The following is a 26,044-nucleotide window of genomic DNA, read 5'->3' as shown; positions in this document are numbered from 1 at the left end:
TCAACCCAGGTTGATCACGTGATCGTTCAGGTCGTCGGCGGGGGAATCCCATAATCCAGTCGCAGCCGTCGCGAGCACCTCCGGTTCGAGCGCCTTCGCGCGGAAGACGACGGATGCCGCACGCAGCGGCGTCTCGGCATCCCGCGCGCTCTTCGCGAACCCGTGCGCCACGGCACGTGCCCATGCCTCGCTCGCCGCCTTGACCGCCGCGTAGTTCGCGCCGCCGGCGAGGGGACGGGCCACCGCGGTGGATGACACGATCGCGAAGCGTCCGGCATCCGACGCCTGCAGCAGCGCATCGAACGCGCGCGACGTCGCGCGCACGGCCTCGAGAGCCGGCAGGAGGGCGGCGAAGTCCTCGTCGGATTGTCCTTCGAGTCCGCCGCCCCCACGCCAACCGCCGACGAGCGGGAACACCCCGTCGACGGCGCCGAGCGCCCCAGCGAGTCTTGTCATGTCTTCGACCGAGGTCGCATCCGCGACCACGGCCTCTGCGCCGGCATCCCGCACGGCGGCGAGTCCGGACTCCGATCGTCCGGTCGCGATCACGCGGGCACCGGCATCCACCAGCGCCCGCGCGATCGCTCTCCCCGCAGCGCTCGTTCCCCCGGCGAGCACGATCGTGCGTCCCTCAGCAGTCATCGCGTGCCTGCCTCGTCACGGCCGAGCGCGAATTTCGCAGAACGACAGCAATCACGCACGAATCGCGCGGAAACATGCGAAGTCGCTGCAGTCCTGCGACGAACGAGCACGCCTCGTCACCCATCGGTGCCGCGGATCCCCGACGTCGACGCGATGACGTCGCGCATCTTCTTCTCCAGCGCCTCGAAGAACATCGACAGCGGGAACTCGTCGTCCAGCACCGCGTCGGTGTAGCCCTTGGGTGCGCCGGCGAGCACCTCATCCGACAGCCCGCGGGCCCAGACGGATGCCGGGTTCGGCGCCACCACAGAGCTGACGAGCTCGTATGCGGCAAGCCAGTGCGCGGTCTTCGGGCGGTCGATCGAGCGCCAGTACAGGTCGTCGATCGCCTCTCCGAGCGCGATCACGGCCTCCGGAACCCCGTCCCAGTCGAACGCCAGCCGGGTGTCGGTCCAGTGCAGGACGCCGCGCTGGTGCAGCCAGGCGAACAGCAGCTGCCCGCCGAGCCCGTCGTAGTTGCGCACACGCGACCCGGTGATGGCGAAGCGGAAGATCCGGTCGAAGATCACGGCGTACTGCACGAGGCCCGCGTGCTCGAGCATCTCCTGCTCGGTGGCTGTCAGCTCGTCGCCCTTCGACAGGCTCAGGGACCGAAGGCGGCGCTGGATCGCGACGGACTCGCGGAACGCGGTCAGGTCGCACCGCAGCTCTTCGAGCGAGTACAGGAAGAACGGCATCCGCTGCTTGATCATGAACGGGTCGAAGGGCAGGTCGCCGCGCATGTGCGTGCGGTCGTGGATGATGTCCCACATCACGAACGTCTTCTCGGTGAGGTCCTGGTCATCCAGCATCCGCGCCGCGTCCTCGGGCAGCTCGAGCTTGGTGATCTCGGATGCCGCTCCGACGACCCGACGGTATCGGGCGGCCTCCCGGTCCTGGAAGATCGCACCCCACGTGAACGGCGGGATCTCGCGCATCGCGACGGTCTCGGGGAACAGCACGGCCGAGTTCGTGTCGTAGCCCGGGGTGAAGTCGATCAGGCGCAGTGAGACGAACAGCTTGTTGCCGTAGTCGCCCGCCTCGAGCTCGCCGATGAACTCCGGCCAGATGGTCTCGACGATCAGCGCCTCGACCAGTCGGTCGCTCGACCCGTTCTGGGTGTACATCGGGAAGACCACGAGGTGCCGGATGCCGTCGACCCGGTGCTCCTGCGGCTGGAACGCCACGAGCGAGTCGAGGAAGTCGGGAACATCGAAGCCCGATGCCGCCCAACGGTCGAAGTCCGTCACGAGTGCGGACAGGTATGCGGCGTCGTGCGGGAACGCGGGGGACAGGGCACGGATGCCGGCGGTGATCTCTGCGACGTGGCGACGCGCGGCGTCGTGGTCGGCGGCATCCGGGATCGAACCGTCCTTGACCTGCAGCTCGCGGATCGCGACGGCGGCGTCCTTCAGCATCCGCCACGCGGCACTCGACTCGGCGTGCGCAGCGTCCTCGACGACCTCGGGCTCGCCGATGATGGCGGTGTTCTGCAGGGGAGTGGTCATCGGGACCTCCGATCCGTGACGTGGCGGAAAATATCCGGCGAAAGTGCGTGGGTACCGATATTATTCCACCCATGGAGGATGCTGTCGACCGCCGGATCATCGCCGAGATCTCTGAGGATGCTCGGGCGACGCTTGCCCAGTTGTCGGAGGCCGTCGGCCTGTCGACGTCGGCCGTGCAGTCGCGACTCCGCCGTCTGGAGTCCCGCGGTGTGATCGCCGGGTACCGGCCGATCCTGGATGCCGAGGCGGTGGGCAAGCCGCTGTCCGCGTTCATCGAGATCACCCCCCTCGACCCGGGCCAGCCCGACAACGCCCCTGAGCTCCTCGAGCCGATGCCCGAAATCGAGGCGTGCCACTCGATCGCCGGCAACGCCAGCTACATGCTGTTCGCGCGCGTCGCGTCGCCCAGGGCGCTGGAAGAGCTGGTCAACGGCATCCGTACCGTTGCGAACGTCAGCACCCGTACGACGGTCGTGTTGCAGACGTACTACGAGAACCGTCCGATCGCCGTCGCCACGGAAGAGTAGAGCCACAGGCGCCACGACTAGGATTTTCCTTCGTGGCAGCATCCTCCAAGCGCAAGAAGAAGGTCGGGAACCGCAGGCCGGTTCGAACCAGCGGGAACCCCGCCAAGCGTCCGATTGTCGAGGCCCCGCCGATCACCGCGCGCGACTGGATCGGCGCGGCTCGTCTGCGCACGCTGCCGCTGGCCATCGCCCCCGTCGTCATCGGCACCGGCGCGGCCCAGCTCGGAGGCCGGGAGCTGCACTGGGTCATCGCGCTGGCCTGCCTCGCGGTCGCCGTGCTGCTGCAGATCGGCGTGAATTTCACCAATGACTACAGCGACGGCGTCCGCGGCGCGGATGCCCACCGCGTCGGGCCAGCCCGGTTGACGGCATCCGGCCGTGTCGACCCGCGCACGGTCCTCATCATCGGCCTGTCGTTCTTCGCACTCGCCGCCCTCGTCGGGCTGGCGATCGTCATCCGCACCGGGCAGTGGTGGATGCTCGCGGTCGGTGCCGTCTGCATCGTCGCGGCGTGGTTCTACACCGGCGGCAAGCGGCCGTACGGCTACTTCGGACTCGGCGAGGTCTTCGTCTTCCTCTTCTTCGGCCTTGTCGCCACACTCGGCACGACCTGGGTGCAGGCGTTCCAGCTGCCGCAGGAGGCCTGGATCGGGGCGGTCGCAGTCGGACTGCTGGCCTGCGCCGTTCTGCTGGCGAACAACCTGCGCGACATCGATCAGGACCGCCAGGTCGGCAAGCGCACGCTCACCGTGCTGATCGGACGCCGCGCGACCCAGATCGTCTACACCGTGTTCCTGCTCGTGCCGTTCCTGCTCTCGAGCAGTCTGGCGCTGCTCTACCCGATCGCCTGGCTCGCGCTGCTGGCCCTGCTCGCGGGGCTGCCGGCGATCCTCATCGTGTGGACGTACCGCCAGCCGAAGGAGCTCGTGGTCGCGCTCGGGCTCACGTCGCTTTGTGCGCTCGCGTACGCGGGCGCGCTCTACTGGGCGTTCGTGGGCTGAATCAGCTCTCGCGCTGTGCGCCCGAGTCGCCGGATGTCGGCGCGTCGATCGCCGCATCCTCGGCGTCGGCATCCTGCGCTGCGGCGCTCTGCCGGCCGGGACCGCGCGACTCGCGCCGCTCGTAGATGTCGGCGGATGCTCCGGAGAGGGGCTTGCGCAGGAACAGCACCGACAGGCTCATGCCGATGAGCGCGGCGAAGATCGCGGTCAGCCACCAGTACTCGCGCATGATCGGGAAGAAGAACCACATGATCGCCAGCGGCACGAGGAACGCCAGCAGCCGCAACACGGAGTAGACGAGAATCGGCGGCAACTTCATCCCTCCAGTGTAGGTCGGCGCGAAACATGGCGACATTCAGCGTCGCTTTCCGAGATCTTCCGTCCGAACCTGGTCGCCTGCATCCACGCCCGGTAGCGTCGAAGACATCGCGACGGTCCGGGTGGTTCCGGGCTCCGGTTCATACCCGGAAGCGCAGCGGGTTCGAATCCCGTCGTCGCGTCGACGCCCGCCCAGGCTCACCGACCCCGCATAGGAGAACCCGCCTAGACTGGAGGCGTGGCGAGAGTACTGATCGTCGGGGGCTTCCTGGCCCTCGTCTTCTGGGTGTTCAGCATCGTGGACTGCGCAGTGCAGCCGGCGACGCGGCACCGGGGCGTGCCCAAGGCCGCCTGGATCGCGATCGTCGTCCTCATCCCCGTGCTCGGCGGCATCCTGTGGTTCGTCCTCGGACGACGCCGTCGCAGCGACCAGGAGAGCATCCGCTCCGTCGCGCCCGACGACGACCCCGAGTTCCTCCGAAGCCTGGGCAAGAACGAGCAGGACGAGCGCATCCGCCGGCTGGAGGAGGAGCTCGCCCGCCTCGACGACGAGACCGACGGCCCCGCCGCGGACTCGCGTTCATGACCTCATCGCCGGCAGCGGATGCCGCGGCATCCCTCCTCGCCGAGCTCGTCGCTCACGGCGTCCGCGATGTCGTGATCTCGCCGGGTTCCCGATCCCAGGCGCTTGCGCTCGCCGCGACCCATCTCGCCCGGCAGGGGTCCATCCGCGTGCACGTGCGCATCGACGAGCGTGTGGCGGGCTTCACCGCTCTCGGCCTCGCCCGTGAGACGCGGGTGCCGGCTGCAGTCGTCTGCACCTCGGGCACGGCCGCCGCGAACCTGCTGCCGGCGGCCATGGAGGCGTTCCATTCCGGGATCCCCCTGCTGCTGCTGACCGCTGACCGACCGCCCGAGCTGCGCGGCGTCGGCGCGAACCAGGCGACGATCCAGCCCGGCATGTTCGGGGCGTTCGTGCGCTGGCAGCACGATGCGCCGGTGCCCGGCGATGGTTCGTGGGGTGGTCTCGGCGCGCGTGCCGTCGCCGCGGCCATGGGAGCGGATGCCGAGCAGGTGGGCCTGCCGGGTGTCGCGGGCCCCGTGCATCTGAACCTCCCCGCCCGCGAACCGCTGTCGACGGCACTGCCGGACGACTTCGTGGCAGCGCCCGGGGCGGCCCCGACGGCGGATGCCGCTGAACCGATCGTGCTCGAGCACGGGCCCCGCACCGTCGTCATCGCGGGTGCGGATGCCGGACCCTCGGCGGAAGACGTCTCGCACGCCGGATCCTGGCCCTTGATCGCCGAGATCGTCAGCGGCTCCCGGTTCGGCAGGTACGTCGTACACGGCTACCGGGAGCACCTGCGCGATCCTGACCTCGGCGGACGCGTCGAGCGCGCCGTGGTGCTCGGCCACCCGACTCTCAGCCGCGAGGTCGCAGCCCTCCTGAAGCGCGACGACGTCGAGGTCGTCGCGGTCCGCAGCGGCGGTGAGGCGCTGAACCTCAACGGACGCTCGCGGGCAGCGGCATCCGTCACCATCGCTCGCGGCGACGCCGACCGCGCCTGGCTCGGTGGATGGATGCAGGCGTCCGCCGCATCCGTCGTCGACCTCAGCGAGAACGCCCCCGACCAGGAGGGCCTGCACTCCACGAACCTCTCGGCCCGTCGCGACGCCATGCGCGCCGAGCTCGCGGCCGTACGCCGCCCGCTCGATCGCGAGCTGCTCGTGGATGCCGTGTGGCGGGCGACCTGGCCGCACGACCGGCTGATGTTCGGTTCGTCCCGGCTCGTCCGCGTCGCCGACGCCGTGCTCGGCGGCAAGAAGGTGCCCGTGCACGCGAACCGCGGACTCGCCGGGATCGACGGCACGATCGCAACCGCCACGGGCATCGCGCTCGCGAGCCAGGCGGACGGCGCAGCCGGCGTCACCCGCGTGATCCTCGGCGATCTCGCGTTTCTGCACGACGTCGGCGCCCTCCTGCTGCCGCCCGACGAAGCCGAGCCGCGTCTGCAGGTGATCGTCGGCAACGATGGCGGCGGGACGATCTTCGACGGACTCGAGGTCGCGGCATCCGCACCGCGCGAAGACCTCGACCGCGTGTTCTACACGCCGCACACCGCGCAGCTCGAGCAGCTGGCCGCAGCATACGGGTGGGGCTATCAGCGCATCACGACCCGCGCGGCCCTCGACCAGGCGCTGACCTCTCCGGTCGCCGGTCGCCAGCTCATCGAGGTGCCGCTGCCGCGCTGACGCCTCCGGCGGCCGCGCCCTCCGTTGGGCACAACTTCGGATGCCGCGGCCGACACTCCGGGCTGATGGCCCCGGCCCCGGCGTGTTCGTGCTCCCATCCGAAGCTGTGCACGGGGTGGACCGGTCTGTGATCCGAAGCTGTGCACGGGGTGGATCGGGGGTGTGATCCGAAGCTGTGCTCGGGCAGGATGGGCAGATGGGCAACCGAGGCTGGACCGACGAGGCATCCGAGATTCTGCGCGTGGGGGAGGGATTCCGGCTGTCGGACGTCGATCCGGGCAGCCACCCCGGCTACGCGGGAGGCAAGAAGAGCGCCGAGAAGGAGCTCGCCGTCGGGATCGAGGCGCTCAGCGAGCTGCAGGAGCGCCTCTTCGCGGCGAGCCGCACCGGCGACGCGAAGGACGCCGTGCTGCTCGTGCTGCAGGGGATGGATTCCGCGGGCAAAGGCGGGATCGTGCGGCATGTCGTCGGCGGGGTCGACCCGCAGGGCGTCGAGCTCGCGGCGTTCAAGGCGCCGACGAAGGAAGAGCTCGAGCACGACTTCCTCTGGCGCATCGAGAAGCGACTGCCGCAGCCCGGCTTCATCGGCGTCTTCGACCGCTCGCACTACGAGGATGTGCTCGTCGGCAAGGTTCGCGCGCTCGCGCCGGCGGACGAGATCGAACGCCGGTACGACGCGATCAACGCGTTCGAGGCGCGGGTCGCGGCATCCGGCACGCGCATCGTGAAGGTCATGCTGCACATCTCTCGGGAGGAGCAGAAGGAGCGGCTGATGGAGCGCCTCGAGCGCCCCGACAAGCACTGGAAGTACAACCCCGGCGACGTCGACGAGCGGATGCTGTGGCCGCAGTACATGGCGGCGTATCGGACCGTCTTCGAGCGGACCTCGACCGAGGCTGCGCCCTGGCACGTGGTCCCCGCGAACAGCAAGTGGTACGCCAGGCTCGCCGTGCAGGAGCTGCTGCTGACAGCCGTGGAGGACATCGACCCGCAGTGGCCGGCCGCCGGCTTCGACGTCGAGGCCGAGAAGAAGAGGCTTGCCGCCACTTAGGCCAGCGCGTCGACGAGCGGGCGGAACTTCACCCGGGTCTCGAGCAGCTCGGTCTCCGGGTCGCTCGCCGCGACGATCCCCGCGCCCGCATACGCCGTCACCGCGATGGCCTCCGGCCCTGCCGTGAACTGCGCGCAGCGCAGCGCGATCGCCCACTCGCCGTTCCCGTCGCCGTCGATCCAGCCCACCGGGCCCGCGTATCGACCGCGGTCGAACGGCTCGATCTCGCGGATCGCCGCCACGGCGGCCGGCGTCGGCGTACCGGCCACGGCCGCTGTCGGATGCACGGCCCCGACGAGGTCGAGCGCGGACTCGCCTTCGGAGAGTTCGGCCTCGACATCGGTGGCGAGGTGGAACAGGTTCGGCAGCTTCAGCAGGAACGGCTGCTCACTCGCCGCCATCGCCCGCACGTGCGGGCGCAGCGACTCCAGCAACGACTGCACGGCGTACTCGTGCTCGTCGATGTCCTTCGTGCTCGACGCCAGATGAGCCGACGCGGCGGCATCCTCGTCGGCATCCGCTCCGCGCCCGATCGTGCCGGCCAGCACTCGTGCGGTGACCGTGCGGTCCTGCACGGTCACGAGGGTCTCGGGGCTCGCGCCGATCAGGCCGTCGACCGCGAACGTCCACGTGTCGGGATACCCCGTCGACAGCGCCCGCACGAGTCGGCGCAGATCCGATCCGGCCGGAATCGTGCCCGCCAGGTCGCGGGCCAGCACGATCTTGCTGGCCTCGCCGCCCGCGATCCGCGTCAGCGCCGCGCGGACGGACCGCTGATACCCCTCGGGCGACTGCGCGCCCGGCCCGACGGTCCCCGCCCAATGCGGCCCGTACGCTCGTGATTCGAGCGCGGCGTCGGGCTGGTCCTGCGGCAGGTCGTCCCCGGCCTGCGCGATCCGGGTGATCCACCCGCGCCCCTGGTGCCTGCCGAGGATGATCGAGGGAACGAGGAGGATGCTGTCGGCATCCGAACCCTCATCGAACGTCAGCGCCCCGAACCCGACCAGTCCGGTGCCCGGCAGGCCGACGGGGTCGTCGACCTCGGCGTTCTCGGAGAGCGCGCGCCAGGCATCCGCCATGATCGTGCTGCGCAGCGCTCCTTCGCCGGCGGGCACCCGGATGGATGCCAGCACCGTGTCGCCGACGGCGACGATCCCGTCGCCTCGGCGGAGCCACGCGAGCGGCCGATCGGGGTCGGCATACGCCAGCAGGTCGTCGACCGGATCGAACTCTCGGGTCTGCACGATCAGGCGGTGGGTCACATCCCCAGAATAGTTCGCACCCGCGCCCCGGCAGGCGTGCCGCGTAGTGTGGGGGAGTGAGCACGCGTCCCGCACCCGGAACCGAGATGATCTTCCAGTGGCGCAAGTGGGACGGCTCGCCGCACTGGCGCCATGAATGCGTGTACCTGGGCGCGGATGAGTGGGGCGACTGGGTCGGTCAGCCGATCGGATGGCACAGCATCCGCCCGGGTGCGGAGTTCTACGCCGAGGCGTCCAACGTCACCCTCGTGCCGCCGTCGGGCGACTTCGCCCTGACGGTCAATCGCGACCATCCGATCGGGATGCGCGTCTACATCGACCTCGGCTGGGACGTGCGCTGGACCGACGACCCGCTGCTGGCGACGGGCATCGACATGGATCTCGACGTCATCCGCCTCGAGAAGGAGAGGGATCCGGTCGAGGGCCCGAGCGGAACCTGGGTGGACGACCGCGACGAGTGGGCCGAGCACAGCATCCGGTACGGCTACCCGGCGGATGTCATGAGCCGCCTCGAGGCGCTGACCCTCGACCTCGAAGACCGAGTCCGGCGTCAGGTCGCGCCGTTCGACGACGCGACCGCCGACCGCTGGCTCGACCGCCTGGAAGCGCTCGGGCTCGAGCGATCTAGACTGGACGCGTGAACGAGCCCAACCGCGCCGACCTCGGCAAGGACCCGAAGCGCGTCAGCGGCATGTTCGATCAGGTCGCCACCGGATACGACCGGACCAACACCGTCATGACCTTCGGCAACGATGCGTTCTGGCGCGCGGCGACGACCCGTGCCGTGGCCCCGAAGCGCTACGAGCGGATTCTCGATCTCGCTGCGGGCACGGCATCCTCCTCGGCGTCCCTCGCTGCCAGCGGAGCAGACGTCGTCGCTGCCGACTTCTCGCCCGGGATGCTGGCCGAGGGCAAGCGCCGCCACGGTCACCTGCCCAACCTCTCCTTCGTGGAGGCGGATGCCATGAACCTCCCCTTCGGCGATGACGAGTTCGATGCCGTCACCATGTCGTACGGCCTGCGCAACGTGCAGCAGCCGAAGAAGGCGCTCGCCGAGTTGTTCCGCGTGACGAAGCCCGGTGGACGCATGGTGATCAACGAGTTCTCCACCCCGCCCGGCCGAGCCTTCCGCGGCCTGTACCGCTTCTACAACGCGCAGGTCCTCCCGCGTGTCGCGCGCCTCGCCGGCACCAACGGCGACGCCTACGACTACCTGAACGAGTCGATCGCCGACTGGCCGGACCAGAAGCGGCTGTCGGCGTGGATCCGCGAGGCGGGATGGACCGAGGTGCACTACCGCAACCTCTCCTTCGGCATCGTCGCCCTGCATCGCGCGGTCAAGCCGGCGGCGCCCGGCGCGATCAACTCGCCTCGTGCGACGAGCGCGGCCTGAGCCGCGGGTAGGGTGGAGATCGTGACTTCGAGCCCCGCCGCACCGGGTTCGCGCCTCGCGAGCCGACTCGGCTTCAGCGACCGTGTTTTCGTCGGCCCGGCCGCGCGACGCGTCGTTCGCCAGATCGAGGACGGGCTCGACCTCGTCGAGTCCGGGCTCGCCGATGAGTTGCACGTCGCGGACTCGATCGCCGACGCCTCGGCACGCTATCTGTACGAGGCCGGCGGCAAGCGCATCCGTCCCGTGCTGACGCTCCTGACCGCACAGCTCGGCGAGGGCAACATCCCAGCCGTCATCGACATCGCCAAGGCGCTCGAGATGACCCACCTCGGCTCGCTGTACCACGACGACGTCATGGACGGAGCTGACCGCCGCCGCGGGGTCCCCGCCGCGCACGCGGTGTGGGGCAACAACGTCGCGATCCTCACCGGTGACATTCTGTTCTCGCGGGCGAGCCAGCTCATGTCGAGAAACGGCGAGCGCGCGATCCGTCTGCAGGCCGACACGTTCGAGCGCCTCGTCCTCGGGCAGCTGCACGAGACCGTCGGTGCGCAGGACGGCGACGACCCGATCGAGTTCTACATCCAGGTGCTCGCCGACAAGACCGGATCCCTCATCGCCGCGGCCACGCAGGGCGGCGCGATCTTCTCGAACGCCCCGGCCGAATATGAGGAGCCGCTGCGCGTCTACGGCGAGAAGGTCGGGGTCGCGTTCCAGCTCCTCGACGACGTCATCGACCTCTCCGCCGACCCCGCCGAGACCGGCAAGGTCCCCGGCACCGATCTGCGCGCCGGCGTGCCGACGATGCCGTACCTGCTGCTGAAGGCCGAGACGGATGCCGCATCCGCCGCGCTCGCCGCGCGCATCGACGACGGCGTGGCCCGGATCTCCGACGGGGCCGACCCCGCCATCCTCGACCAGCCGCTCGCCGAACTGCGCGACCACGCCGTCACGCAGAAGACGCTCGAGCTCGCGCGTACCTGGACCCGCGACGCGACCGCGGCGCTCGCCCCCCTGCCCAAGGGCACGGTGCGCGACGCCCTGATCCGCTTCGCCGAGACTCTTGCAGACCGCAGCAGCTGACCGATCCGCGCAGCTGCAGCATCCGAAAGGACACCCATGACCAAGCTCAGGCTTGCCATCGTCGGCGCAGGCCCCGCCGGAATCTACGCGGCGGACATCCTGCTGAAGACCGAGCGCTCCTTCGACGTCTCCATCGACCTGTTCGAGCAGCTCCCCGCACCCTACGGCCTGGTCCGTTACGGCGTGGCCCCCGACCACCCCAGGATCAAGGGCGTGATCAACGCCCTGCGTGACGTGCTCGACCGCGGCGACATCCGCATCTTCGGCAACGTGCGCTTCGGCGAGGACATCACGCTCGACGACCTGAAGAAGCACTACAACGCCGTGATCTTCGCCACCGGCGCCATCCGCGACTCGGCCCTCGACATCCCCGGCATCGACGCCGAGGGCTCGTTCGGCGCCGCGGACTTCGTCAGCTGGTTCGACGGCCACCCCGACGTGCCACGCGAGTGGACCCTGGACGCCGAGTCCGTCGCGGTGCTCGGCAACGGCAACGTCGCGCTCGACGTCGCCCGCATCCTCGCCAAGCACGCTGAGGATCTGCTGCCCACCGAGATCCCCGACAACGTGCACGCCGGCCTCGAGGCGTCGAAGATCACGGATGTGCACGTGTTCGGCCGTCGCGGCCCCGCCCAGGTGAAGTTCACCCCGCTCGAGCTGCGCGAGCTCGGCGAGCTGCGCGATGTCGACATGGTCGTCTACGACGAGGACTTCGACTACGACGAGGCTTCCAAGGACGCCGTCGCCAGCAACAAGCAGGTCAAGGTCATCGACCGCATCCTGCAGCAGTGGCGCACCCGCCCGTCGGTGAACAACGCCGGGGGAGAGGCCTCCCGACGCCTCCACCTGCACTTCTGGGCCAAGCCCGTCGAGATCAAGAAGGATACAGATGGCAGGGTCGCGGCCATCGTCTACGAGCGCACGCAGCCCGATGGCTCGGGCGGCGTGACCGGCACCGGCGAGTTGCGCGAGATCGCGATCGGCCAGATGTACCGTGCGGTCGGCTACTTCGGCTCGCCGCTGAAGGACGTGCCGTTCGACAAGAAGCACGGCGTGATCCCGAACCGCGAGGGCCAGGTCATCGCGAAGGACTCCAACCAGCGCGTTCCCGGCATCTACGCCACCGGCTGGATCAAGCGGGGGCCGGTCGGTCTGATCGGCCACACGAAGTCCGACGCGATGGAGACCGTGCAGCACCTCGTCAACGACCAGGGCTCGTGGTGGCAGCCGGAGGACCCGTCCGAGGCCGCTATCCCCGCGCTGCTCGAGTCGCGCGGGGTCCAGTGGACCGACCTCGACGGCTGGCACCGCCTCGACGAGCACGAGATCGCCCTCGGGGGGCCGCACGAGCGCGCCCGCATCAAGGTCGTTCCGCGCGACGAGATGGTCCGCATCTCCCGCGGGGAGTAGCGAGTCGAAGCATCCCGCCCGCGGCTAGGCTGACGCCATGACCGCGTGGCTGCTTGACGTCCTCGGGGACGAGTTCGAGCAGACCACGCTGCCGCTCGGAGAGGATCACGAGGGTGAGGTCGTCGCGACGCTGGTGCGTGCTCTGCCGCCGGCGCCGCCCGAGCCGCCGAGCGGCTGGGAGCGGTTCGTCCGTCGTCTGCGCGGGATGCCGCAGGCAGACCCGCCCCCGATGCTCGACGGGGTCGACGTGCTCTACGTGCACGGCTGGTCGGACTACTTCTTCCAGAAGCGGCTGGCCAGGTTCTGGACGTCTCAGGGCGCCCGATTCTTCGCCCTGGACCTGCGCAAGTACGGCCGCAGCCTCCGTGACGGGCAGACGCCCGGGTACATCACCGATCTGAAGACGTATGACGAGGACATCGCCGCGGCGCTCGAGGCGATGCGGCCTGGTGCCGCGGGGCAGCGCCGGCTCGTGCTCATGGGGCACTCGACCGGTGGCCTGGTGCTGAGCCTGTGGGCATCGCGTCATCCGGACGCTGCGGATGCCGTGATCCTGAACTCGCCGTGGCTGGAACTGCAGCTCGCGCCGCTGCGCGCCGCGATCATCCCGATGATCGAGCTGCAGGCGCGGCTGCGCCCGATGGAGGCGGCGCCGCAGATCGACCTCGGCTTCTACGCCCGTGCTCAGGCGGCGGTCGCTGACCCCGACGACCTGATGGAGACGAATCCGACGTGGCGCCCGGTGCCCGCGATGCCGGTGCACGCCGGCTGGCTCCGCGCGATCACGCGCGGTCATCGAACGGTCGCCGACGGCCTGACGATCACCGCGCCGGTGTGCGTGCTCCTGTCGAAGCGCTCGGCGCTGCCGACGAGGTGGTCCGACGAGCTGACCTCGGCCGACACGGTTCTCGCCGTCGACGGGATCGCGCAGCGGGCGCTCGGGCTCGGATCATCCGTGACGATCGAGCGCATCGACGGGGCGCTGCACGACGTGTTCCTGTCGCGCAAGGCCGCCCGCGACGACGCCTATGCCCGGCTGGAGCGCTGGGTGACCGGGTGGGCGGCGGCTACCGGTAGTTGATGAACTGCAGGTCGATGTCGAGGTCGGAGCCCTTGAGAAGCGCGATCACGGCCTGAAGGTCGTCGCGGCTCTTGGACTGCACGCGCAGCTCGTCGCCCTGGATCTGGCTCTTCACGCCCTTCGGGCCCTCGTCGCGGATGATCTTGCCGATCTTCTTCGCGTTCTCGGACGAGATGCCGTCCTTGAGCGTCGAGACGATCCGGTACTCCTTGCCGCTGGCGAACGGGTCGCCCGACTCGAGGCTCTTGAGCGAGATGCCGCGCTTTATGAGCTTGGACTGGAACACATCGAGGACGGCCTTCGCGCGCTCCTCGGTGTTCGCCTTGATGAGGATCGACTCGCCGCTCCACTCGACCGAGGCGCCGGTGCCCTTGAAGTCGTAGCGCTGCTCGACCTCCTTGCGGGCCTGGTTGAGGGCGTTCTCCGCCTCCTGGTGGTCGACCTTGCTGACGATGTCGAACGATGAGTCTGCCATGGCGCCATCCTATCGATTCGCTGTTCGCCCCACGATTTTGAAAGCGCTTCCCATGCTCGCGGCCCGGTCGCCCGCTTCTGTTACAGCTTGGTATCGGCCGCTTCTGCGATTGCCAGACCGGGCGCCTGCCATGCATACTGTAAGCGCTTGCAGTTCTGCGAGCACCTAACGCATCAAGAGAGGCACACACCAATGAAGGTGAACAAGAGGGGCATCCTCGCGTTCGGCGCCGTCGCCGCCGTTTCCACGCTCACGCTCGCCGGCTGCGCTGCAGGTGGAGCAGAGAACAACTCCGGTGGCGACGAGTCCACCGATTCCTCGCTCACGGTCTGGGTGGATGCGGAGCGCGTCGACGCGCTCCAGGGCGCCGCTGACGCGTACGAGGAGAAGACCGGCGTGAAGGTCGAGATCGTCGGCAAGGATGTCGACACCATCAAGGACGACTTCATCCAGCAGGTTCCGACCGGCAAGGGCCCCGACATCACCATGGGCGCGCACGACTGGCTGGGCGAGCTGTCCACCAACGGCGTCGTGGCTCCGCTCGAGCTCGGCGACTCGGCATCCGACTACCTCGATGTGGCCCTCCAGGCCTCGACGTACGACGGCTCCGTGTACATGCTCCCGTACGCGGTCGAGAACATCGCCGTGCTGCGCAACGCCGACCTCGTCGCCGAGCCCGCCACCGACTTCGCCGACATGATCGCCAAGGGCAAGGCCGCGGGCCTCGACCAGCCGTTCGTCGTCGAGCAGGGCGCCGAGGGCAACCCGTACCACCTGTATCCGTTCCAGACGGCCTTCGGTGCCCCCGTCTTCGGCACCGACGCGTCCGGCAGCTACGACGCCGCCGATCTGCAGCTCGGCAGCGAGGGCGGCACCGCCTTCGCCCAGTGGCTCGGGGAGCAGGGCGCCGCGGGCGTGCTGAACACCGACATCGACGGCGAGATCGCCAAGCAGCAGTTCCTCGACGGCAAGGCAGCCTTCTGGCTGACCGGCCCGTGGAACGTCGGCGCCGCGGTCGACGGCGGCATCAACGTCGAGATCGACCCCGTCCCGAGCCCCACCGACCAGGTCGCCTCGCCGTTCGCCGGCGTCAAGGGCTTCTTCGTCAGCTCGGAGTCCGACAACAAGGTCGCTGCGAACGACTTCCTCGTGAACTACCTCGGCACCGAGGACGTCCAGCTCGAGCTGTTCAAGGCGGGCAACATCCTCCCCGCCCTCACCGCTGCGGCCGACACCGCGGCATCCGACCCGATCATCGCCGGTTTCCAGACCGTCGGTGCCGACGCCGTCCCGATGCCCGCCATCCCGGCCATGGGCGCCGTGTGGGAGTTCTGGGGCGTGGCCGAGGCCGCCATCATCAACGGCGCCGACCCGGCTGCGACCTGGCAGAAGCTCGCCGACGACGTCGCGGCAGCGATCAAGTAACACCAGTGAGCCTGTCGGGGCGAGCGCAGCCGCGCTCGCCCCGACAGCGTGATGACGGGATGAACATGAGCGACACCACCGAGGCGGAGCAGACCCCGCCCCCGACCCGGCGCCAGCGTCAGGCTGCGAGCATCGCCGAGGCGGCGTCCGGACGCCTCGGCTGGATGCTGCTGAAGATCGTGCTCCTCGCGATCGTCGATGCGATCGCCCTCTACGCGGCCTTCGTGCTGTTCACCCACCACGAGTGGGTCGTGCTGGCGCTCGTCGTCCTCGTCACGCTGCTCGTCAACTACATCTACTTCTCGCGCAAGGCGGTTCCCGCGAAGTACCTCACGCCCGGCGTGATCTTCCTGCTCGTCTTCCAGGTGTTCACGCTGCTGTACACCGGCTACATCGGATTCACGAACTACGGAACCGGTCACAACGGGTCGAAGGATCAGGCCGTCGCCGCCCTCATGCGCTCGGCGCAGGAGCGCGTCGAGGATTCGCCCGCCTACCCGGTCACCGTCGTGGAGCAGCTGGGCACGCTCGGCCTGCTCGTCACCGACCCGGATGACGGCGACGTCAGCGTCGGAACGAACGACCAGCCGCTCGCAGACGTCGACGGCGCGACGATGGACGGCGGCAAGGCCACCGCGGTCGACGGATGGACCTCTCTCAGCTTCGCGGAGGTGCTGGCCCGCTCGAACGAGATCGAGCAGCTCTCGGTGCCGTTCAGCGACGACCCCAACGACGGCGCCATCCGCACGCCCGACGGGCAGAACGGGTACCTGTACGTCTCCTCGCTCGAGTACGACGAGGCCGCCGGCACCATGACCGACACCGACTCGGGCACCGTCTACGAAGACATCGGCACCGGCGCGTTCACCTCGGCGGACGGCGAGGAGCTGCTGCCCGGCTGGCAGATCACCGTCGGCTTCGACAACTTCGTCCGCGCGGTGACCGATGAGTCGATCCGCGGGCCGCTCATCTCGGTCACGATCTGGACCTTCGTCTTCGCCCTGATCTCGGTGGCGTCGACCTTCTTCCTCGGTCTCCTGCTCGCGCTGGTGTTCAACAACACCCGGATGCGCTTCCGCAACGGCTACCGCATCCTGTTGATCCTGCCCTACGCGTTCCCGGCGTTCCTGTCGGCCCTGGTGTGGGCGGGCATGATGAACGAGAGCTTCGGCTTCATCAACCAGGTGATCTTCGGCGGAGCATCCATCCCCTGGCTGACCGACCCCGTCCTCGCCAAGGTCTCGGTGCTCATCGTGAACCTGTGGCTCGGCTTCCCGTACATGTTCCTGGTGTGCATGGGTGCTCTGCAGGGCATCCCCGAAGAGGTCAACGAAGCCGGTGTCATGGACGGCGCGAACCCGTGGCAGATCTTCCGCCAGATCAAGCTGCCGCTGCTGCTGGTCACCGTCGCGCCGCTGCTGATCTCGTCGTTCGCGTTCAACTTCAACAACTTCAACCTGATCTACATGCTCACCAACGGCGGCCCGCGGTTCGACGACGTGTCGATCCCGGTCGGCCACACCGACATCCTGATCTCGATGGTCTACAAGGTCGCCTTCACCGGCCAGACCCGCGACTACGGACTGGCATCCGCCTTCACGATCATCATCTTCATCGTCGTCGCTGTGATCTCGATCATCAGCTTCCGCAAGACCAAGGCGCTCGAGGAGCTGAACTGAGATGACCACCACGACCCCCACGAAGGTCCGCCGGCGCTCGTTCGGCGCCTGGTTCGCCGACACCGGATGGCGTCACCTCGTCGCCGTCGTCGTCAGCATCTTCGCGATCTTCCCGCTGCTGTATGTGTTCTCCGCGTCTCTGAACCCGCGGGGCACCCTCACCGGATCGAACCAGCTGTTCTCCGCCGTCGGCATCGACAGTTACGTGCGCATCCTCACCGATCCGCAGAACCCGTATGCGAAGTGGTTCCTCAACACGCTGATCATCGCCGTGGTGACCGGGTTCGTCACGGTGTTCATCGGGGCCTGCGCCGCATATGCCTTCTCGCGCATGCGCTTTGCAGGACGCCGCGTGGGGCTGGTCACGATCGTCGTGGTGCAGATGTTCCCGCAGCTGCTCGCCGTCGTCGCGATCTTCCTCCTCATGACGACGCTGGGGGACTGGTTCCCCGCGATCGGCCTGAACACGCACACCGGCCTGATCCTCGTCTACCTCGGCGGCGCGCTCGGTGTGAACACGTACCTCATGTACGGCTTCTTCAACACGATCCCGAAGGAGCTCGACGAGGCAGCCCGCATCGACGGCGCCGGTCACGCGCGCATCTTCTTCACGATCATCCTGCGCCTGGTCGCACCGATCCTCGCGGTGGTCGGGCTGCTGAGCTTCATCGGCACGGTCAACGAGTACGTGGTCGCGAGCGTCATGCTCATCGACCCCGAGCAGCAGACGCTCGTCGTGGGTCTGACCAAGCTGGTCTCGAACCCGCGCTACGCGGACTGGTCGGCGTTCTCGGCGGGCGCCGTGATGGCGGCCATCCCCGTGATGGTGCTCTTCCTCTTCCTGCAGAAGTACATCGTCGGCGGGCTCACGGCGGGGGCGACGAAGGGCTGATGGCGCCGCTGCGCTCTCCCTCGCGTGTCCGTCCGGCGGCCGCCGCGCACCGGTCGTACCGTGGAAGCATGGCACGGGCGAACGGCAGCAACATGGCGCTGAGCTGGATAGCGGGCGTGATCTGCATCGCTGTCGTGGCGGCGCTGCTGTGGCTCGCGGTTCCGATGGGGCCGGTCATGGTGCAGTTCGTCGGCGACACGCTCCGTTCGGTCGCGCCGGGCACGGTCGAGACCCCCTGAGCGTCGCGGCGGCGCGCGATCGCGGGTCGGACGACACGTCGGCACGCCTCCGCTTCCGGGCGCCGACGCGGCGATATTCTCGCACTGCACATTCCGACGAGAGGCGCCCCCATGAGTGACCCCGAGGTCCCCCAGCACGAGCAGAAGTCCGACGTCGACGACGTCGTCGACAGCGCGAACGCCGGCCTCGCCGAGGCCGAAGCGGCGCGCGCTGACGTGAACGGAACGCCGGCCGCAGATGCCGACACCACGCGGGATGCCGTTCCGGCGGATGCCGCGGACGCCACCACGACGCAGGGTGCCGACACGACGGCGGACGCCATCGACCCCGACCTCGCCGCCTTCGAGGCCGCTGAGCGCGACCACCCCGGAACCTTCGCCGCACCGGCCTCGGCATCCGATGAGGGCGGTTTCCTTCCTGCAGCCGCCGAGCCTGCGGCATCCGTCGCTCACGACGATTCGATCGCCGACACCGCGTACCGTCCGACCGTGCAGGACGACACCGACACGCGCGTCGTGCCGTCCGAGCCCGTCGTCGGCGCAGCCGCCCCCGCGGTGGTGTCCGTGCAGCAGCAGCCCATCTTCGTGCAGGCCCCCGAGCCGCCGCGCGAGCGCGGCAACCGCGGCACGGCCGGTGCGATCGGTCTGCTGGCGACGCTCGCGTTCGCCGTGCTCTACCTCGCCGCTCAGCTCGGCTTCGGTGCGCTCGCCGGCGACGTCACGGCGGACAACCTCGCCGATGCCGCCCTCGCGCCGCTGATGACGTGGGGCTTCTGGACGCCCGTCGTCGTGTTCTTCATCGGCTTCTGGCTCCTCGGCGCGATCATCAACCGCGGCCGCTGGGGTCTGTGGGTCGTCTTCGGCCTGCTCGTCGGCGTCGCCGCCTATCTCGGGTACATCCTCGGCCAGCTGTTCGAGGCGCCGTTCTGGCTGATCACGGCATCCGAGGCATCAGAGCTCGTCGGGCAGCAGCTGTTCACGCCGCTCGCCCTCGCCGCCTTCGTGCTCGGGCGCGAGCTGACCATCTGGTTCGGTGCCTGGGTCGCCCGCAGCGGCGCCCGCAAGACCGAGCTCAACGACGAGGCCCAGCGCGAGTACGAGCGCACGCTCGAGGCCGGTCCTCAGCTTTCGAGGTAACCGCATCATGTCCACGTCAGACCCCCGCGGCCCCGTGCCTGCGGGGGTCTCGGCCGTTCTGGCGACGGCCATGACGACGATCGGCTTCTTCGCCCTGACCGTCTTCGGCCTCGGCGCACTGAGCATCGCGACGGATGCCGACGTCATCGCCGTCCCCGGGCTCGGGCAGGCCCCGGGCATCGTGGGCATGGTCGCAGCGGTCGCCGTGTTCGCCGGCGTCCTCTGGCTCGCCGTCCGAATCGCTCGCCCCCGGTTCCGCTCCGTCTGGACGATCGCCCTGGCCGCGGCCCTGGCGCATCTGCTCGTGGTCGGCATCGCCGCCCTCGTCGTCAGGGGCGAGTTCGTCACGGCGCTCGCGGTCATGGGAGGACTGATCACCGGGGGAGCGAGCCTCGTGGTCCTCGTCACGGCGGCGGTCGCCGGCTGGGCGGGTGTCGCGCTCCGGCGCACGCGCGCGTCTCGCCCGCGCTGGCCGTGGGAGAAGGACGATCCGGATCATCCGTGACGCGGATGCCGTAAATCTCCGGTCCGCGTGCGGTTCGCCGTACCCTTGACCTGTGGAGCGCTCGCTGGAGACGCAGGTCGACCAGGCCGTGGAGGCCTGGCTGCGCTGGGTGCCGCGCTGGGAGCCGGCCACCCACCGCGGCCGCGTCGCGCCGTGCCGGCGCTGCCTCGGTTCGCCGATCCTCTCGGCCGTGGGCATCGGATCAAACGTGCCGCACGGCGTGCAGCACGGTCTCTCCACCCGGATCAAGACCGTCGTCGACCACGCAGTCGCCGAGTACACCGCACGCAATCTGCCGATGCTCCAGGCCGAGCTCGATCAGCAGGCTGCTCGCAACCGCGCGCGCAGCTATCGTCCGTCCGAGGACCTCGACCCCGAGTACGAGGGCATGCCGCTGGACCCCGATCCGGTGCCGGGCGCTCCGTTCCTGTTCACGATCGCCGCTCTCGCCGACGACGACGTGGCCGAGCTTCCGCCTCTGCCGCCGCTGTCGGACGAGGCGAAGGCGGCGCTGCGTCAGGAGGTCGGTCTCGCCGACGAGTACGCGAACATGATCGGGCGGGAGATCTGCGGGATGCTCCTGCGGCACCGTCTGGCCGTGCAGGGTGCGATCTCGCAGTACGTGGAGCCGCAGATCGAGGCGCTGCTGGCGGAGCTGACCCAGGCGCTGGACTCGCCGTTCGATCCGGAGACGCCGTAGCACCGCATGCGATCTCATTTGACCGCTTGCGTCACGCGGGATTACACTTGGTCAGGTGTGTGCACGTCTCGGCGTGCCTGCACACGGGCTCCGGTCCATACCGGTCAGCCCCCACGGCATACCCACCACACCAAAAGCACGCCTGATCGGGCGCGCCGGTGGGTCATGATGTGAAACCCATCACGCTGTCACCGTGCAGCACTATGAGGAGAGAACGTGCCAACCATTCAGCAGTTGGTTCGCAAGGGTCGTTCGCCCAAGGTCACCAAGACCAAGGCGCCCGCCCTGAAGTCGAACCCCCAGCAGGCCGGGGTCTGCACCCGCGTCTACACCACCACCCCGAAGAAGCCGAACTCGGCGATGCGCAAGGTCGCTCGTGTGAAGCTCCGCAACGGCACCGAGGTCACCGCCTACATCCCCGGTGAGGGCCACAACCTGCAGGAGCACTCGCTGGTGCTCGTCCGCGGTGGTCGTGTGAAGGACCTCCCCGGTGTGCGTTACAAGATCGTCCGCGGCGCCCTGGACACCCAGGCTGTCAAGAACCGTAAGCAGGCTCGTTCCCGCTACGGCGCGAAGAAGGGTTGAGTTAGATGCCTCGTAAGGGACCGGCCCCCAAGCGCCCCGTCGTCAACGACCCCGTATACGGCGCTCCGATCGTCACCTCGCTGGTGAACAAGATCCTCGTCGACGGCAAGAAGTCGCTGGCCGAGTCGATCGTCTACGGCGCCCTCCGCGGCGTCGAGGCGAAGAACGGCCAGGATGCTGTCGCCACCCTCAAGAAGGCGCTCGACAACGTGCGCCCCACCCTTGAGGTCCGCAGCCGCCGCGTCGGTGGCTCGACGTACCAGGTGCCGGTCGAGGTCAAGCCTCACCGCGCCAACACCCTCGCGCTGCGCTGGCTCGTCAGCTACGCCAAGGGCCGTCGCGAGAAGACGATGACCGAGCGTCTCCAGAACGAGATCCTCGACGCGTCGAACGGCCTGGGCGCTGCAGTCAAGCGTCGTGAGGACACTCACAAGATGGCCGAGTCGAACCGCGCGTTCGCTCACTACCGCTGGTAAACAGCTTCGCCGGGGTCGATCCCCGAGCCTGTCGAAGGGCTCGATCCCGGCACCCCCTCTCTTCGCAGTCGCACTGCTAGACAGAAAAGGACACTCCTGTGGCACAAGACGTGCTCACCGACCTGAGCAAGGTCCGCAACATCGGCATCATGGCGCACATCGATGCCGGCAAGACCACCACCACCGAGCGCATCCTGTTCTACACGGGCGTGAACCACAAGCTGGGTGAGACGCACGATGGCGCCTCGACCACCGACTGGATGGAGCAGGAGAAGGAGCGCGGCATCACGATCACGTCTGCCGCCGTGACCTGCTTCTGGAACAACCACCAGATCAACATCATCGACACCCCCGGTCACGTGGACTTCACGGTCGAGGTCGAGCGCTCGCTGCGCGTCCTCGACGGTGCCGTCGCCGTGTTCGACGGCAAGGAGGGCGTCGAGCCCCAGTCCGAGACCGTGTGGCGTCAGGCCGACAAGTACGGCGTTCCGCGCATCTGCTTCGTCAACAAGATGGACAAGCTCGGTGCCGACTTCTACTTCACCGTCGACACGATCGTGAACCGCCTGGGTGCGAAGCCCCTCGTGCTGCAGCTCCCGATCGGTGCCGAGAACGACTTCGTCGGCGTCGTCGACCTCATCGAGATGCGCGCGCTGGTGTGGCCGGGTGACGCCAAGGGTGACGTGACGATGGGTGCCTCGTACGAGGTGCAGGAGATCCCCGCCGACCTGCAGGCCAAGGCCGAGGAGTACCGTCAGCAGCTGCTCGAGACCGTCGCCGAGAGCGACGACGAGCTCCTCGAGAAGTTCTTCGGCGGCGAAGAGCTCACGGTCGCGGAGATCAAGGGCGCCATCCGCAAGATGGTCGTCGCCTCGGAGATCTACCCGGTGCTGTGCGGTTCGGCGTTCAAGAACCGCGGCGTGCAGCCGATGCTGGATGCCGTGGTCGACTACCTCCCCTCGCCCCTGGACGTGCCCGCCATCGAGGCGCACGACCCGAAGGACGAGGAGAAGATCATCGAGCGTCACCCCGACGCGAAGGACCCCTTCGCGGCGCTGGCGTTCAAGGTCGCCGTGCACCCGTTCTTCGGTCGCCTCACCTACGTGCGCGTCTACTCGGGCGAGCTCGAGTCGGGTGCCCAGGTCATCAACTCGACCAAGGGCAAGAAGGAGCGCATCGGAAAGATCTTCCAGATGCACGCCAACAAGGAGAACCCGGTCGACAAGCTCACCGCGGGCAACATCTACGCCGTCATCGGTCTGAAGGACACCACCACCGGTGACACCCTCGCCGACCCGGCTGCCCCGGTCGTCCTCGAGTCGATGACGTTCCCCGAGCCCGTCATCGAGGTCGCGATCGAGCCGAAGACGAAGGCCGACCAGGAGAAGCTGGGTGTCGCCATCCAGAAGCTCGCCGAAGAGGACCCGACGTTCCGCACGGAGCTCAACCCCGAGACCGGTCAGACGACCATCAAGGGCATGGGAGAGCTGCACCTGGACATCCTCGTCGACCGCATGAAGCGCGAGTTCCGCGTCGAGGCGAACGTCGGCAAGCCCCAGGTGGCATACCGCGAGACGATCAAGAAGGCCGTCGAGAAGCACGACTACACGCACAAGAAGCAGACCGGTGGATCGGGTCAGTTCGCGAAGATCCAGTTCACGATCGAGCCCCTCGAGGTCACGGCTGAGAAGACGTACGAGTTCGAGAACAAGGTCACCGGTGGCCGCATCCCGCGCGAGTACATCGAGCCCACGAACCAGGGCTTCCAGGACGCCATGGCCACGGGTGCCCTCGCCGGCTACCCCATGGTCGGTGTCAAGGCGATCCTGATCGACGGCGCGTCGCACGACGTCGACTCCTCGGAGATGGCGTTCAAGATCGCCGGCTCCATGGGCTTCAAGGAGGCCGTGCGCCGCGCGAACCCCGTGCTGCTCGAGCCGCTGATGGCCGTCGAGGTCCGTACTCCCGAGGAGTACATGGGCGACGTCATCGGCGACCTGAACTCGCGTCGTGGCCAGATCCAGTCGATGGAGGACGCCACCGGCATCAAGATCGTGCGCGCTTCGGTGCCGCTGTCCGAGATGTTCGGCTACATCGGCGACCTGCGCTCGAAGACTTCGGGCCGCGCGGTCTACTCGATGGAGTTCGACTCGTACTCCGAGGTCCCCAAGGCCGTCGCGGACGAGATCGTCCAGAAGACCAAGGGCGAGTAAGCCCTTAGCCGACCGGCCCCTTCGCGGGGCCGGTCGGACAACACACAACTTCACAAAGCACTCTCTACTAAACTGAGAATCAAACCCCGTAGAGAACCGGTCACAATCCAGTGCCCGGCAATCTCTACACGAACGTCCTGAGGAGGACCCAGTGGCCAAGGCCAAGTTCGAGCGGACCAAGCCGCACGTCAACATCGGAACCATCGGTCACGTTGACCACGGCAAGACGACGCTGTCCGCAGCCATCTCCAAGGTGCTCGCCGACAAGTACCCGTCGGACACCAACGTTCAGCGTGACTTCGCTTCCATCGACTCGGCGCCGGAAGAGCGCCAGCGCGGTATCACGATCAACATCTCGCACATCGAGTACGAGACCCCCAAGCGTCACTACGCGCACGTTGACGCCCCCGGCCACGCCGACTACGTCAAGAACATGATCACCGGTGCTGCTCAGATGGACGGCGCCATCCTCGTGGTCGCCGCCACCGACGGCCCGATGGCTCAGACCCGCGAGCACGTCCTGCTCGCCAAGCAGGTCGGCGTTCCGTACCTGCTCGTCGCGCTGAACAAGTCCGACATGGTCGACGACGAGGAGATCCTGGAGCTCGTCGAGCTCGAGGTCCGCGAGCTGCTCGCCGGCCAGGGCTTCGACGAGGACGCTCCTGTCGTCAAGGTCTCGGCGCTCAAGGCGCTCGAGGGCGACGAGAAGTGGGTCGACTCGATCCTCGAGCTCATGCAGGCCGTCGACGACAGCGTTCCGGACCCGGAGCGCGACCGCGACAAGCCGTTCCTCATGCCGATCGAGGACGTCTTCACGATCACCGGTCGTGGAACGGTCGTCACCGGCCGCGCCGAGCGTGGAACCCTCGCCATCAACTCCGAGGTCGAGATCGTCGGCATCCGCCCGACGCAGAAGACCACGGTCACCGGTATCGAGATGTTCCACAAGCAGCTCGACGAGGCATGGGCCGGCGAGAACTGTGGTCTGCTGCTCCGCGGCCTCAAGCGCGAGGACGTCGAGCGCGGCCAGGTCGTCGTGAAGCCGGGTTCGGTCACCCCTCACACCAACTTCGAGGGCACCGCCTACATCCTCTCGAAGGAAGAGGGCGGCCGTCACAACCCGTTCTACACGAACTACCGTCCGCAGTTCTACTTCCGCACCACCGACGTCACCGGCGTCATCACGCTGCCCGAGGGCACCGAGATGGTCATGCCCGGCGACACCACCGACATGACGGTCGAGCTCATCCAGCCGATCGCCATGGAGGAGGGCCTCGGCTTCGCCATCCGTGAGGGTGGACGCACCGTGGGTGCCGGTACGGTCACCAGCATCATCAAGTAAGTTCTCTTACTCCGCAGCGGGGTCGGGCCTTCGGGTCCGGCCCCGCTGTCGTGCGCCCGGGGTGCAACCGACGGCAGCACTTCCTAGACACTCGGTCGCGAGAAGCTCCATATAAACTTTTGTCTAGTCTTGAGTGTAGACTTATGGTCAATAACAACTGTCCGTATGTCTGGGGGTGCCCCCGACGTATGGACTTTTATGTGCCAGGGCGAATGCAGGTTCACGCCCGACGCGACCATACAAGGGGAGTAACAGTCATGAAGAAAGCCACCAAGGGGACCCTCGCGATCGCAGCGGGCATCACACTGCTCATGGGCGGTGCTGGTTCTCTCGCCTACTGGCAGGACAGCGCAGCCATCAGCGGTGCCACTGTGACCACTGGTGAACTCGACGTGGCCATCATCGACGGCTGCGAGTGGACCGTCGCGCACAAGGGAGCAGGCGCCGTCGCCATCTCCGACATCGAGAACTTCCGCATGGTCCCCGGCGACACAGTGAAGTGCTCGGTCGACTTCACCACCACCGCCACGGGTGACAACCTCGCTGCCGACGCCGCGATCGGCTGGGGCGCTCTCGGGATCCTGCCGACGAACATGACCTCGACGACGACGGGTACCTACGACGGGGCGTCGATCACGGGCAGCACGTTCGCGGTCGCGAAGGGGTCCAAGAGCGGCACGCTCGACTTCTCCCTCGTGTGGCCGTTCGGCACCGCGGGTTCCGAGGGCGTGGGCACCATGAACCAGGGCATCACGCTCGCCGACAGCACTGTCACGGTCACCCAGAAGTAAGCCGGATCGTTCAAGAT

At 68.2% G+C, this 26,044-nt stretch carries 27 protein-coding genes and 1 tRNA gene; 23 read left to right on the top strand and 5 right to left on the bottom strand.

The features are described 5' to 3' along the window. Positions 1–642, bottom strand: coding sequence for an SDR family NAD(P)-dependent oxidoreductase (locus KEC56_RS00450; protein WP_227529368.1), 642 nt, complete (start codon positions 640–642; stop codon positions 1–3). Positions 643–758: 116 nt separating this feature from the next. Next, positions 759–2,189 (bottom strand): DUF6421 family protein, encoded by a 1,431-nt coding sequence (locus KEC56_RS00445; protein WP_227529367.1) that lies wholly within the window; start codon positions 2,187–2,189, stop codon positions 759–761. A 71-nt stretch (positions 2,190–2,260) separates the two neighbouring features. On the opposite strand from KEC56_RS00445, the gene KEC56_RS00440 reads away from it, so the two are divergent. Both KEC56_RS00440 and KEC56_RS00435 read left to right on the top strand, forming a co-directional pair. Further along, entirely contained in the window at positions 2,261–2,716 is a 456-nt protein-coding gene (locus KEC56_RS00440) for an Lrp/AsnC family transcriptional regulator (protein WP_175985154.1), read from the top strand. Positions 2,717–2,748: 32 nt separating this feature from the next. Continuing rightward, a complete protein-coding gene (locus KEC56_RS00435; RefSeq protein WP_227529366.1) occupies positions 2,749–3,717 on the top strand; it encodes a 1,4-dihydroxy-2-naphthoate polyprenyltransferase in 969 nt (322 codons plus the stop codon). 1 nt (position 3,718) lies between these two features. Here the strand turns inward: KEC56_RS00435 and KEC56_RS00430 are convergent, their stop codons facing one another. Then, the gene (locus KEC56_RS00430; protein ID WP_227529365.1) at positions 3,719–4,036 is read right to left on the bottom strand and encodes a DUF4229 domain-containing protein; all 318 of its coding nucleotides are present in this window, start codon (positions 4,034–4,036) and stop codon (positions 3,719–3,721) included. Between the two features lie 108 nt (positions 4,037–4,144). Between KEC56_RS00430 and KEC56_RS00425 the strand changes: the two genes are divergently transcribed. From KEC56_RS00425 to KEC56_RS00410, 4 genes are all read left to right on the top strand, one after another. Further along, a tRNA-Met gene (locus tag KEC56_RS00425) sits at positions 4,145–4,217 on the top strand. A gap of 56 nt (positions 4,218–4,273) precedes the next feature. Then, complete coding sequence (locus KEC56_RS00420) at positions 4,274–4,621, top strand: PLD nuclease N-terminal domain-containing protein (RefSeq protein WP_227529364.1); 348 nt, start codon at positions 4,274–4,276, stop codon at positions 4,619–4,621. After that, the gene (gene menD / locus KEC56_RS00415; protein ID WP_227529363.1) at positions 4,618–6,288 is read left to right on the top strand and encodes a 2-succinyl-5-enolpyruvyl-6-hydroxy-3-cyclohexene-1-carboxylic-acid synthase; all 1,671 of its coding nucleotides are present in this window, start codon (positions 4,618–4,620) and stop codon (positions 6,286–6,288) included. The genes KEC56_RS00420 and menD overlap by 4 nt, the downstream gene beginning before the upstream one ends. 196 nt (positions 6,289–6,484) lie before the next feature. Continuing rightward, complete coding sequence (locus tag KEC56_RS00410) at positions 6,485–7,339, top strand: polyphosphate kinase 2 family protein (RefSeq protein ID WP_227529362.1); 855 nt, start codon at positions 6,485–6,487, stop codon at positions 7,337–7,339. Here KEC56_RS00410 and KEC56_RS00405 read toward each other — a convergent pair. Then, positions 7,336–8,601 carry an isochorismate synthase gene (locus tag KEC56_RS00405; RefSeq protein WP_227529361.1) on the bottom strand — a complete coding sequence of 422 codons (1,266 nt, stop codon included), beginning with the start codon at positions 8,599–8,601 and terminating at the stop codon, positions 7,336–7,338. The two genes, KEC56_RS00410 and KEC56_RS00405, sit on opposite strands and share 4 nt — an antisense overlap. A 56-nt stretch (positions 8,602–8,657) precedes the next feature. Between KEC56_RS00405 and KEC56_RS00400 the strand changes: the two genes are divergently transcribed. Genes KEC56_RS00400 through KEC56_RS00380 form a run of 5 tightly spaced genes read left to right on the top strand, consistent with a single transcriptional unit; the run spans position 8,658 to position 13,568 of the window. Then, positions 8,658–9,242, top strand: a complete 585-nt coding sequence (locus KEC56_RS00400; protein WP_227529360.1) for a DUF402 domain-containing protein — start codon at positions 8,658–8,660, stop codon at positions 9,240–9,242. Then, positions 9,239–9,994 (top strand): ubiquinone/menaquinone biosynthesis methyltransferase, encoded by a 756-nt coding sequence (locus tag KEC56_RS00395; RefSeq protein WP_308012986.1) that lies wholly within the window; start codon positions 9,239–9,241, stop codon positions 9,992–9,994. Before KEC56_RS00400 ends, KEC56_RS00395 begins: the two co-directional genes overlap by 4 nt. A gap of 21 nt (positions 9,995–10,015) precedes the next feature. After that, positions 10,016–11,077, top strand: coding sequence for a polyprenyl synthetase family protein (locus KEC56_RS00390; RefSeq protein WP_227529359.1), 1,062 nt, complete (start codon positions 10,016–10,018; stop codon positions 11,075–11,077). 36 nt (positions 11,078–11,113) lie between these two features. After that, positions 11,114–12,487, top strand: a complete 1,374-nt coding sequence (locus KEC56_RS00385) for an FAD-dependent oxidoreductase (protein WP_227529358.1) — start codon at positions 11,114–11,116, stop codon at positions 12,485–12,487. Positions 12,488–12,524: 37 nt separating this feature from the next. Further along, a complete protein-coding gene (locus KEC56_RS00380; protein WP_227529357.1) occupies positions 12,525–13,568 on the top strand; it encodes an alpha/beta hydrolase in 1,044 nt (347 codons plus the stop codon). Here the strand turns inward: KEC56_RS00380 and KEC56_RS00375 are convergent. Then, on the bottom strand, positions 13,555–14,043 hold the full coding sequence (locus tag KEC56_RS00375) for a YajQ family cyclic di-GMP-binding protein (RefSeq protein WP_175985170.1): 489 nt from the start codon (positions 14,041–14,043) through the stop codon (positions 13,555–13,557). The genes KEC56_RS00380 and KEC56_RS00375 overlap by 14 nt on opposite strands. 192 nt (positions 14,044–14,235) lie before the next feature. Between KEC56_RS00375 and KEC56_RS00370 the strand changes: the two genes are divergently transcribed. The 12 genes from KEC56_RS00370 (at position 14,236) to KEC56_RS00315 (ending at position 26,027) form a co-directional block, all read left to right on the top strand. After that, on the top strand, positions 14,236–15,468 hold the full coding sequence (locus tag KEC56_RS00370) for a sugar ABC transporter substrate-binding protein (protein ID WP_227529356.1): 1,233 nt from the start codon (positions 14,236–14,238) through the stop codon (positions 15,466–15,468). Between the two features lie 65 nt (positions 15,469–15,533). Continuing rightward, positions 15,534–17,147, top strand: coding sequence for an ABC transporter permease subunit (locus tag KEC56_RS00365; RefSeq protein WP_227529355.1), 1,614 nt, complete (start codon positions 15,534–15,536; stop codon positions 17,145–17,147). A 1-nt stretch (position 17,148) separates the two neighbouring features. Further along, positions 17,149–18,039, top strand: a complete 891-nt coding sequence (locus tag KEC56_RS00360; RefSeq protein ID WP_175985176.1) for a sugar ABC transporter permease — start codon at positions 17,149–17,151, stop codon at positions 18,037–18,039. Positions 18,040–18,107: 68 nt separating this feature from the next. Continuing rightward, on the top strand, positions 18,108–18,278 hold the full coding sequence (locus KEC56_RS00355) for a hypothetical protein (protein WP_227529354.1): 171 nt from the start codon (positions 18,108–18,110) through the stop codon (positions 18,276–18,278). A 111-nt stretch (positions 18,279–18,389) separates the two neighbouring features. Then, positions 18,390–19,415: an ABC transporter gene (locus tag KEC56_RS00350; protein WP_227529353.1), complete on the top strand. Its 1,026-nt coding sequence runs from the start codon at positions 18,390–18,392 to the stop codon at positions 19,413–19,415. Positions 19,416–19,422: 7 nt separating this feature from the next. Next, positions 19,423–19,920, top strand: a complete 498-nt coding sequence (locus KEC56_RS00345; protein ID WP_227529352.1) for a DUF6121 family protein — start codon at positions 19,423–19,425, stop codon at positions 19,918–19,920. 52 nt (positions 19,921–19,972) lie between these two features. Beyond that, positions 19,973–20,620, top strand: a complete 648-nt coding sequence (locus tag KEC56_RS00340) for a spermidine/putrescine ABC transporter substrate-binding protein (RefSeq protein WP_175985182.1) — start codon at positions 19,973–19,975, stop codon at positions 20,618–20,620. A gap of 216 nt (positions 20,621–20,836) precedes the next feature. Further along, positions 20,837–21,205: a 30S ribosomal protein S12 gene (gene rpsL, locus KEC56_RS00335; protein WP_017201609.1), complete on the top strand. Its 369-nt coding sequence runs from the start codon at positions 20,837–20,839 to the stop codon at positions 21,203–21,205. Between the two features lie 5 nt (positions 21,206–21,210). After that, positions 21,211–21,681 (top strand): 30S ribosomal protein S7, encoded by a 471-nt coding sequence (gene rpsG / locus KEC56_RS00330; protein WP_017201608.1) that lies wholly within the window; start codon positions 21,211–21,213, stop codon positions 21,679–21,681. 98 nt (positions 21,682–21,779) lie between these two features. After that, on the top strand, positions 21,780–23,894 hold the full coding sequence (fusA, locus tag KEC56_RS00325; protein WP_227529351.1) for an elongation factor G: 2,115 nt from the start codon (positions 21,780–21,782) through the stop codon (positions 23,892–23,894). A gap of 151 nt (positions 23,895–24,045) precedes the next feature. Next, positions 24,046–25,236, top strand: a complete 1,191-nt coding sequence (gene tuf, locus KEC56_RS00320; protein ID WP_175985187.1) for an elongation factor Tu — start codon at positions 24,046–24,048, stop codon at positions 25,234–25,236. Between the two features lie 257 nt (positions 25,237–25,493). Then, complete coding sequence (locus tag KEC56_RS00315) at positions 25,494–26,027, top strand: alternate-type signal peptide domain-containing protein (protein WP_227529350.1); 534 nt, start codon at positions 25,494–25,496, stop codon at positions 26,025–26,027. Positions 26,028–26,044 lie beyond the last annotated feature (17 nt).

The sequence above is a fragment of the Microbacterium tenebrionis genome (assembly GCF_020682665.1).
In the GTDB taxonomy this organism is placed as follows: domain Bacteria; phylum Actinomycetota; class Actinomycetes; order Actinomycetales; family Microbacteriaceae; genus Microbacterium; species Microbacterium tenebrionis.
This window is presented reverse-complemented; position numbering and strand designations above follow the sequence as displayed.